Source organism: Undibacterium sp. GW821-FHT11H02 (genome assembly GCF_058808015.1).
Map to the genome: position 1 here is coordinate 29,607 of NZ_JBXARG010000029.1, position 9,141 is coordinate 38,747.

General features: G+C 45.0%; 8 protein-coding genes. 5 read left to right on the forward strand and 3 right to left on the reverse strand.

Translation table 11 applies throughout. The features are described 5' to 3' along the window. Positions 1 to 746 precede the first annotated feature (746 nt). Together AC1RR2_RS19915 and AC1RR2_RS19920 are read right to left on the reverse strand one after the other, a co-directional pair. Positions 747 to 1,853 carry a serine hydrolase domain-containing protein gene (locus tag AC1RR2_RS19915; protein WP_493224029.1) on the reverse strand — a complete coding sequence of 369 codons (1,107 nt, stop codon included), beginning with the start codon at positions 1,851 to 1,853 and terminating at the stop codon, positions 747 to 749. Positions 1,854 to 1,929: 76 nt separating this feature from the next. Continuing rightward, the gene (locus AC1RR2_RS19920) at positions 1,930 to 2,766 is read right to left on the reverse strand and encodes a helix-turn-helix domain-containing protein (RefSeq protein ID WP_493224030.1); all 837 of its coding nucleotides are present in this window, start codon (positions 2,764 to 2,766) and stop codon (positions 1,930 to 1,932) included. Positions 2,767 to 3,059: 293 nt separating this feature from the next. Between AC1RR2_RS19920 and AC1RR2_RS19925 the strand changes: the two genes are divergently transcribed. Together AC1RR2_RS19925 and AC1RR2_RS19930 are read left to right on the forward strand one after the other, a co-directional pair. Further along, positions 3,060 to 4,151, forward strand: a complete 1,092-nt coding sequence (locus tag AC1RR2_RS19925) for a MerR family transcriptional regulator (RefSeq protein WP_493224031.1) — start codon at positions 3,060 to 3,062, stop codon at positions 4,149 to 4,151. 97 nt (positions 4,152 to 4,248) lie between these two features. Beyond that, positions 4,249 to 5,592, forward strand: a complete 1,344-nt coding sequence (locus AC1RR2_RS19930) for an MFS transporter (protein WP_493224032.1) — start codon at positions 4,249 to 4,251, stop codon at positions 5,590 to 5,592. A 341-nt stretch (positions 5,593 to 5,933) separates the two neighbouring features. Here the strand turns inward: AC1RR2_RS19930 and AC1RR2_RS19935 are convergent, their stop codons facing one another. Continuing rightward, entirely contained in the window at positions 5,934 to 6,527 is a 594-nt protein-coding gene (locus AC1RR2_RS19935) for a GNAT family N-acetyltransferase (RefSeq protein ID WP_493224033.1), read from the reverse strand. A 209-nt stretch (positions 6,528 to 6,736) separates the two neighbouring features. Between AC1RR2_RS19935 and AC1RR2_RS19940 the strand changes: the two genes are divergently transcribed. The 3 genes from AC1RR2_RS19940 (at position 6,737) to AC1RR2_RS19950 (ending at position 9,077) form a co-directional block, all read left to right on the forward strand. Then, positions 6,737 to 7,780, forward strand: coding sequence for a DUF4917 family protein (locus AC1RR2_RS19940; RefSeq protein WP_493224034.1), 1,044 nt, complete (start codon positions 6,737 to 6,739; stop codon positions 7,778 to 7,780). A gap of 423 nt (positions 7,781 to 8,203) precedes the next feature. After that, positions 8,204 to 8,407 carry a hypothetical protein gene (locus AC1RR2_RS19945; RefSeq protein ID WP_493224035.1) on the forward strand — a complete coding sequence of 68 codons (204 nt, stop codon included), beginning with the start codon at positions 8,204 to 8,206 and terminating at the stop codon, positions 8,405 to 8,407. A gap of 76 nt (positions 8,408 to 8,483) precedes the next feature. Continuing rightward, complete coding sequence (locus AC1RR2_RS19950; protein WP_493224036.1) at positions 8,484 to 9,077, forward strand: hypothetical protein; 594 nt, start codon at positions 8,484 to 8,486, stop codon at positions 9,075 to 9,077. Positions 9,078 to 9,141 lie beyond the last annotated feature (64 nt).

Here is a 9,141-nt window from a genome sequence, read left to right on the forward strand (position 1 = left end):
CAAAGTAGCTAAAAGCTAGCGTTTTTAGATTCTGAAATATCATTAACCGAGCCTGAAAATCCCTCATCCCCGCCCCTTCTTCCGCTTGCGGGAGAAGGGAGTTTTGTCGCCGCCTGTGATATTCCCTCTCCCGCGAGCGGGAGAGGGCTAGGGTGAGGGTGGTTCAGAAGCGTTATGATAGTTTTAAAGGCAAAGTAGCTAAAAGCTAGCGTCTTTAGATTCTGAAATATCATTAACCGAGCCTGAAAAACCCTCATCCCCGCCCCTTCTCCCGCTTGCGGGAGAAGGGAGTTTTGTCGCCAGCTGTGATATTCCCTCTCGCGCACGCGGGAGAGGGTTAGGGTGAGAGTGGTTCAGAAGCGGCGTGATAGTTTTAAAGGCAAAGTAGCTAAAAGCTAGCGGTTTTAGATTCTGAAATATCATAAACCGAACCTGAAAATCCCTCATCCCCGCCCCTTCTCCCGCTTGCGGGAGCAGGGAGTTTTGTCGCCACCTGTGATATTCCCTCTCCCGCGAGCGGGAGAGGGCTAGGGTGAGGGTGGTTCAGAAGCGGCATGATAGTTTTAAAGGCAAAGTAGCTAAAAGCTAGCGTTTTTAGATTCTGAAATATCATTAACCGAGCCTGAAAAACCCTCATCCCCGCCCCTTCTCCCGCTTGCGGGAGAACGGAGTTTTGTCGTCACCTAGATTTGTTTAGGCAGCAAAGCCTTGAACAGAACGAAGTGGTCAGCGTAGAAAATTAAATCCTAGTCAAGCGCACCAAGAATATGTTCAGCAATGAGTTTATCCGTAATTTGATGCGGATTACGCACGCCATAGTTAGTCGTCGTCACCAATGCCACCATGTCAAGATCAGGAAAAACCACGACCTTATTACCACCGGTTCCCGCCATTTGATACGACTGATGCTTCACGCCTTTTGCGCTATATGGATACAACCAAAGCAGATAGCCGTAATTGCGTTCTTCGTCGACCTGCGCTTGCGGTGACACCGATGCTTTCACCCATGCCGCTGGCAACACTTGTTGTCCGTGCCATGTGCCGCCATTGGCAAGCAACTGTCCGAGTTTCAAAAGATCACGGCTACGCAAACCCAAGCCACCACCGCCTTGCGCTAAACCTAAAGGAGAAAATTGCCACTCCGCCTTCGTGATGCCCAAAGGCGCAAACAGCGCTTTTTGTGCAAAATCCTGTAACGGCATTTTGCTTGCGCTTTGCACCACTGCGCCTAAAGTGGTGGACCCCGCGGTGCAATAACTAAACGAACGACCGTAGGGCGATGCTGATGGTTTGGGAATCCAGGCAGGAAAACCCTTGATAGGCAAATCGAGATAAAACTTTACCCAATCTTCAATCAGATACATGCGTTCTTCATTGCCGCGCGAGAACTGATTCTGATCATCACACTCCATCATCGAGCTCATGGTCAATAAATCTTCGACCGTGATTTTTGCCTTGCGCGGATCTGGATTGTCTAATGCTTTTTTTGGCCTCAATTGACTAAGGATAGGCGTCGTGAGCGTCATATGGCCACGAGCTATCGCCGCTCCGGCTAACATACCTGTAACTGTCTTAGTTGCAGAACGCGTATTGCGCATGCCCTCGACACCGTCGGCATCATAGTAAGATTCAAACACGAGCTGGCCGCGTCGGGCGATCAAGACACTCGTAATCTGCTGAAATGTTCCCTTCTTGATCGCTTCATCCATCGCCGCTAGTTTCGTCGCATCTAATTTTTGCGTAGCGGGTAAGGCTTTCACCCAATCGTTCTTGTCATTTTGCGGCGCTGCCAATGCATAGCCGTTCAACAGCATGGTGCAGATCACAAGTCCCAAGGCTGGTTGACGTTTCATATCAAATCTCCATTCGTTAAGTCGCTATAAATCATTAATTCATTCGTATGAATAAGCTCCATCTTGAACGAAGAGTTCAGTGCAGTCTTGGATATTTGAAACCAGCTTTTAAGCTGCTCAGTTGGGCAAAACCAGTCGGTGTCAAACCCCACTGTTGCATGAATGCCCGATTTAAATGACTTTGATCGCAGAATCCACAACTAAGCGCGATATCACTCAATGCTTGATCGCTGGTCATCATCAGTTGGGTAGCACGCTCGACGCGACGCCGACGTAAATCATCACCCGGAGTACAGCCCAGATGGCGCAGATACTGACGTGCCAGGTAGACGCGATGTACGCCGATAGACTCAGCGATATCGGCGATTCCCAAATCCTGATCCGATAAATCGGCAATCATTTCCTGAGCACGTTGCAACCACGGTGGCGGATTTAGCGATAAGGGAATTTGCGCGTTTAAGCTGCTCAAGACATTCAAGGTCAGCACTTCTAAATCAAGTTTGAGGGCGTCACCAGAAGATGCCGCTTTGAGCAAGGCAAACGCCTGTTGAATGAGCAATGGATCATGATGACGTAACGCAAAATCAGGCAATTTGATCTGTTCATAGAGATCACGCGAGTCATCTGCATCAAAACTAATTGCAAAGAAGCACCCGCCTTCTCCTGCAAAACGATCTCTATGCACGACATCGGGCGGATTGTAGACCAGCACAGGCCCTTCACGCTGCACTCCCGCCGCCGAAGTGACATAACGACCCCGCGTCGCCAACACCATATGCGCGCCAGCATGGCTATGTTCTTTCACCTCATGCTCAGGTACAGTCGCTTGCAAATGACTTAAGCCGATACGCGGAAAACGTCGTTCAAATGCATTCGTGCCGTAATACTGCCCTGTAGGGAATTTGTCTATCATCCGCAACACCTCGGTTGTTTGGAAAAATTGTTGATTCAAATCTTGATCTTAGTCTTTCTTAATCCCAATCCACGCTTTGATCTAACAAAAAGCCGAAGTGTAGATTCAAGCGAATATACATTCCATCACCTTCAGATCAAACGGCATATCAGATGCATAGCCTGCAAAAAATGAGAGTAAAGCATTGTTTCGCCTAAAAACTAAAATTCTTCACTTTCCCCTTGACCCTGACACTACGTCAGGCTTTACAGTGTGTCTCATGTTCAATTGATGTTCGCTCAAAGAGGCACCCTATGTTGTTAAAAATTGGCGAATTAGCGCAACGCACCGGGATTACGGTGCGCACCTTGCATCACTATGACAAGTTGGGATTGCTCACGCCCTCGGGTCGCTCTGAAGCTGGCTATCGCTTATACAACCGTCACGACATTGCACGGCTGCATAGGATTCAGGCTTTGCGCCGTTTGGATTTATCCCTACAAGAAATTGCTGAGCTAATCCAAGGCGATACCGCTGATCTGCGTAGTGTGATTAGCCAACAAATTTTGAGTCTGCAAGAGCAAATCAAACAAAGCCAGGAGCTGCGCGAGCGTTTACTGGAATTGGACGAGCAACTGCAGCAACATGATCAGCCGAATATGGATTATTGGTTATCGACTTTAGAAATGATGAGCCTGCGGTCTAAATATTTCAGCCCCGAAGACATCGCATTATGGCGTCAGCATAAAGATGTCAGTAGCGGAAAAATGGATATGGCAATGCAACCCATCGTGGCGCAAATCCGCGAATTCATGGACGCCAAAATCGCGCCCAGTGAGCCTCAGGTTTTAGTGCAAGTACAAAAATGGCTAGAGACTGTGCATCAATCCGTGCCAAATCCACGTCTTCTAAAAAAATTCGCTGACATGCATAGAGACGAGCCGTCCATACAAGCCATGAGCGGCGTCGATAACGCCATGATGGATTACATCAATGTGGCAGCGATAGAGATTCGTTACCAAATCTATCGCCGGTATTTGAGCGAAGAGGAATGCCAATATTTCCGTCCCTCGTTTATGCGCAATATGGATAAGTGGACTGAGCTATTTATCGACCTCAAAAAATTCATCGATGCGGGAATGGATATCACCGATCCTATTGCCTTAAAACGCATCCAAGATTGGCGCTCAATGTTTTTAGATGCCTGGGGCAATCGCGTGGAAACGGTGCAAAAGATACGGCAAATCCATGAAAAAGAACCTCGATTAACGATAGGCGGTGGCTTGTCGCAAGAAGTGCTTGATTACGCGGTCAAAGGCCTACGTTATTTAGAAACGCAGAATTCGACTGCGCCGGCCTCGCCCAAAGTCGCAAAAGCGATGTCCAGAAAATCGATGACGAAATAAGCGCCTAAGCAAATACCAGCAAATCCCACAACACATTATCGATCACACTAAGCAGCCAAGTCCGGCGGACAAGGCTATCCCTTTATCTGGAGTTTTTATGAATAACGATTCAAAACCCGCACGCGGCTTTATGCGTGACCGCAATTTTCTGTGGATGCTAACGGGTGGCATCACCTCTATGCTAGGCGATCAATTTACTCTCATCGCGCTGCCCTGGTTGGTACTGCAAATGAGCCATGACACGCTCACACTGGGTATCGTGCTGGCACTACTCGGCATTCCGCGTGCCCTCTTTATGTTGATTGGTGGCGCGGTCGTCGATCGCTATGATCCCAAGTCAGTGATGATGATTGCCAAGTACATCAATACCGTTTTACTGGCGGTTCTGGTGGTGCTGCTAATGACGTCCAGCCTGAGCTTATGGATGATCTACCTGATTGCCTTACTCTTGGGATTATCGACGGCGTTTAGTATTCCAGCGGGCACCTCGATGTTGCCACGCGTAGTCGCCGCAGAACACTTACAAGCAGCGAATGGCATGATGCTAGGCTTACGTCAGATCACCTTCTTTTTAGGCCCTTTGATGGCGGGTGGATTAATCGCGCTATTAGGTGATCACACCACTGCATCGCAAGCTGGACTAGCAGCGAATTTGGATACGGCGAACCTGATGAATATCGCCGACAAAAAAGGTCTGTCGATGGCATTTTTTGTCGATTGCTTTAGCTATGGATTTTCCGCATGGACTTTGTCACATGTGAACATGTTAGCGATCAAGACTGATCAAGCAACAACAAAGCAATCCGAAGTAAAGCAATCATTACTCAGCGCCACCATGAGCGGCCTACGTCATTGCTGGAACGACACCATGATGCGCACCTGTTTTTTGTATTGGTCAGCCATCGCTTTTTTAATCATGGGACCGATGCAAATCGCCATGCCTTTATTAGCGCAACAACTAGGCAATAACGCCGGTGTACTCGGCCTATTAGCCGGTGCACATGGCGCAGGCACGCTGCTAGGCATGGCCATGTCCTCCATCTTTCCCAAGCTGCGACTAGGTAGTTTGGGCAGCACGATTTTACTGATCGACACCTTAGTCGCGCTGCTATTTATGCCTATGGGATTGATCCACTTCGCGTGGCAAGGTGCTGTCACTTTATTAGCGATAGGCACACTCGGCGGCTATCTGCACGTCGCAGTCTTCACGTGGATACAACGCCAGGTACCACCCGCCATGTTGGGACGCGCGATGAGTATTTTCATGTTCATTTTTATGGGCATCAGCCCCGTCTCTGCGGCACTGACAGGATGGCTAATGCACAGCCTTAGCCTGACCCAATTATTTGCAGGCAGCGGCGCACTCTTGATCGTGATCGTGGTTATCGCTTTGCTGGTGTCACCGATACGACAGATGCGTGATGCTGGTAAGGCGATTTGATTTAATTCAATTTGATTCTGTGCCTGACGCTTTATGGCGTCGGCACCCTTATCTTCTCGGCTTACGACACATGTAATTATCTTCCTTAAAATGCAAAAAAACCTCAGAGAGAAAAACAAACAGCGGCCTCAATTAATCGTCATTCCTGCGTGCTCTTAGCAGGAATCCAGTGGCGTTCGTTGATCGACAAAAGTCGCTAGACTCCTGCCTACGCAGGAGTGACGGTTAATGAAATTTGCTGTTCATTCGACTTGTGCAGATACCTATGCTTTCAAGGCGAGGCTTGGAATAGAGATGGGTTTAGTCGACCAAAACCAACACAATCAAACACCCAAAAATAATCACCCCACCGCGCCACCCAACACAGACCGCGCCATATCAAACGCCAAACCATAATAAGGCCGCCCGTTAAATTCAAACTCATCAATCACCGTCATCCCCAGTTTCTTGGTATGCGCATGATACGAATGCGGATTAAGGCGATTAATAAAAGTCACGCCAATCGGATAACGCTCACACATCCCCAAACGCATAGTCTCAAACAAACGCGGGAACACCCCCAACCCGCGATACGCCGCAGCTACACACACAGGACCATACTGAAAAGAATTCGCCTCAGTAATCTCCTGTCCTTCAAAATTCAAAGCAGGCAAACGCGCCAACATAAACGGAAAAATCGGCCACTGCGCAAAGAAATCCCAAGTCCCCGCCAAGGCATAGCCGATCACGGTTTCTGATTGATCATTTGCCGACGATTCAACCGCGACGAACACACCGCCATCCGCCAATAAAGTTTCAATCTGCGCGATAGTAAATGCAGTAGTGACGAAGCCGTTCTTTTGTTCTTCTTCACTTAGGTTGCTTAATAGATTGCAGTTTTGCAGAGCTAGGATGCCGGGGATGTCTGAGGGTTTGGCTGGGCGGGTTTGGGGCATTTTGTTTTTTCGGATTTAATTGGAATTAAATTTTACGTGTAACTTTACATGGCAATTTAATATATTTTCATGGAGATATGATTATCTACTCGGCATTTGCTTACTTTTCGTATGGCATTGAAATTGCTTTTATTTTTAGCTTCGCCATTTGTAAAACTACTTAGACATAATTTCAAATTTGTTGTGACTTACATTTGAATGGAAATTAAATGGAAATAATGCACTTTGATGAGGTCATTTCACACTTAAACAAACAAAATAATCGCCCTATTTCATTATTAATGGGTAACGGTTTTAGCATGGCATATGACAAGGACATATTCTCTTACAATGCACTTTACAACTTCCTTTCATCACAAGATGATGAATTGCTTTCAAAACTTTTTGGCGCGATAAAAACGAAAAATTTTGAACTCATTATGCAGCAACTTGATACAACAATCGTTCTGCTTGATGCCTTTGATTCATCCCCAGAGTTAAAAATCAAGATCAAGTTAGCTAGTGAAAAACTAAAACAAGGCTTGCTTGAATCGATAAAGGAATTACACCCACAGCATGTATTCAAAATACCAGAGGAAAAAAGTATTGCTTGTGCAAACTTTCTAAATTTATTCGCCAATAGTAATGGACATATCTTTACAACCAATTATGACTTGCTTCTATATTGGATTTTAATGCGCCAAGATGTGCTGAAGTCTGTTGATGGATTCGGGCGGGACTTGGAAAATCCTGTAGGGGTAGCAAACGGAGAGGATGAAGAATGGTCAGAGCTACGTTGGGGGCCGAATCAGAAAGAGCAAAATGTACATTACTTACACGGGGCACTACATCTATTTGATACAGGATCTGAAATCGAAAAAGAACAATACGATTATGACGGATATCTGTTGGAAAATATTAGCACACGATTAAACGAAGGTGAGTACCCAATATTTGTAACCGCTGGAAGTGGTGATGAGAAACTTGCCCACATACGACATAATCGCTACCTTTCTCACTGTTACGATAAACTAGCGAATCTCGACGGTTCGCTGATTACATTTGGTTTTAACTTCGGTATGTATGATGAACATATTATTGAAGCAATAAATCATGCTGCGAAATACAGGTCTAAACAGCCACCAAAACTTTGGAGTATTTACATTGGCGTCTACTCAGATATCGACAAACAACACATAGAATCAATTCAATCAAAATTCCATCTCAAAGTGCGAATTTTTGACGCAATGACTGCGAAGATATGGAGTAAATGAAGTGCCTCGAAATTAAGTGCAAAACAATCCTACGTATTTTTACAGTAAGGCGTCAGAGTCAAACATAAATACGATACACAAAAATTTGAAAGCGATTATTAAATGAAAACCGTCCAGATGCCTGCAAAAAATATTTTCTAGAATCAATAACGTCTTCTCGTCCAATCGCAGCTTCAGCAGAGCTAATATGGAATGGCTTCGACACAATATCTGTCAAAGTTGAAATTCTTCTCAACTTAAACGCAAACATTAAAGGTCTAAGAAGCAATAGCGAAAAACAAGAAACTATTTAATGGCAGTAAAAACAATATGCCTGAGTCATTGAGGTTGGCTCATCATGAAGCCTGATAATTAGAACTAAGCAATAAACAATATGATCAAGATTAATATCAAACCCTTTGAATTTGCATTAGATGCATGACAATGTCAATTGTCATTGGTCTGTTATCGATTTATTGGTCTGAAAGATCTATTGACGCAGCAAAAACAATCGCTGCTGACTCTCCAACCGAAGCCACGATGAAAAAGTACATTGATAAAATTCAAGAAAAAAATGAACAAGATCGTTCGAAGTGGTTACAGCTTATGCAGGATACTAACCGTGGCGAAATCAAATTGAAAAAATAATGATTTTCAATTTTACGATTAAATTTCATTGCAAAATTCATCGCTTTATATTGATGCATATTAATTTGGAGACTATATGTCCATTTCTACAGAGGTAATGAAGCTCAAAGAAAAAATCAGGATTCTTGATGACACTTTCGTCAATCAGTTAAAACAATTTTCAACGGGCATTGGAGAATGGAGTGGTCTAAGTTTTGGCGAATTTGTTCTTGTTACTGAGCGAATCGTAAATTCCTTAAAACATATGTCTGAATATGATGCTTTAGATCTTTATCCATTTAGTTCGATTGTTCGAATTGAAAGTGCCATTGATTTGGTCTTACGCACTTTACCGAATTTTCTTAAAGAGAAATCAGCCGACAATTTTTTCGAAGCTGCAAGAGCGATGGATAATCTCCATGTGGAGCTAGCGGCATTAGGACTAACTTATCCCACCGATGGGCAAGTTAAACTTCAACGACTGGCTTCGCAATATAACGACGAACTTGGAAAGCTTGAAAAATCCAATTTAGAAGGAGAAAAACTAAGAAAAAGTGTGGAAGCCTTAATTGGACCAGCAGTATCTGGAACGGTCTCAGGTGCCTTTAATAAGAGAAGTAGAATGTTAAAGTGGGCAGGATACTTGTGGCTTGTAGCAGCACTTTTTGCCGCTGGGTTGGGGGTGTCCTGAATTTTGTGTAAACGGTGTTTAAGTTAAGCTACAGGCATACGGTCGCCGAACTGAATAGTAAATC

Coding starts and splice junctions, on each gene's coding strand:
- AC1RR2_RS19945 (WP_493224035.1), top strand. CDS start 8,204: ATGTCAATTGTCATTGGTCTGTTATCGATTTATTGGTCTGAAAGATCT.
- AC1RR2_RS19915 (WP_493224029.1), bottom strand. CDS start 1,853: ATGAAACGTCAACCAGCCTTGGGACTTGTGATCTGCACCATGCTGTTG.
- AC1RR2_RS19950 (WP_493224036.1), top strand. CDS start 8,484: ATGTCCATTTCTACAGAGGTAATGAAGCTCAAAGAAAAAATCAGGATT.
- AC1RR2_RS19920 (WP_493224030.1), bottom strand. CDS start 2,766: ATGATAGACAAATTCCCTACAGGGCAGTATTACGGCACGAATGCATTT.
- AC1RR2_RS19930 (WP_493224032.1), top strand. CDS start 4,249: ATGAATAACGATTCAAAACCCGCACGCGGCTTTATGCGTGACCGCAAT.
- AC1RR2_RS19940 (WP_493224034.1), top strand. CDS start 6,737: ATGGAAATAATGCACTTTGATGAGGTCATTTCACACTTAAACAAACAA.
- AC1RR2_RS19925 (WP_493224031.1), top strand. CDS start 3,060: ATGTTGTTAAAAATTGGCGAATTAGCGCAACGCACCGGGATTACGGTG.
- AC1RR2_RS19935 (WP_493224033.1), bottom strand. CDS start 6,527: ATGCCCCAAACCCGCCCAGCCAAACCCTCAGACATCCCCGGCATCCTA.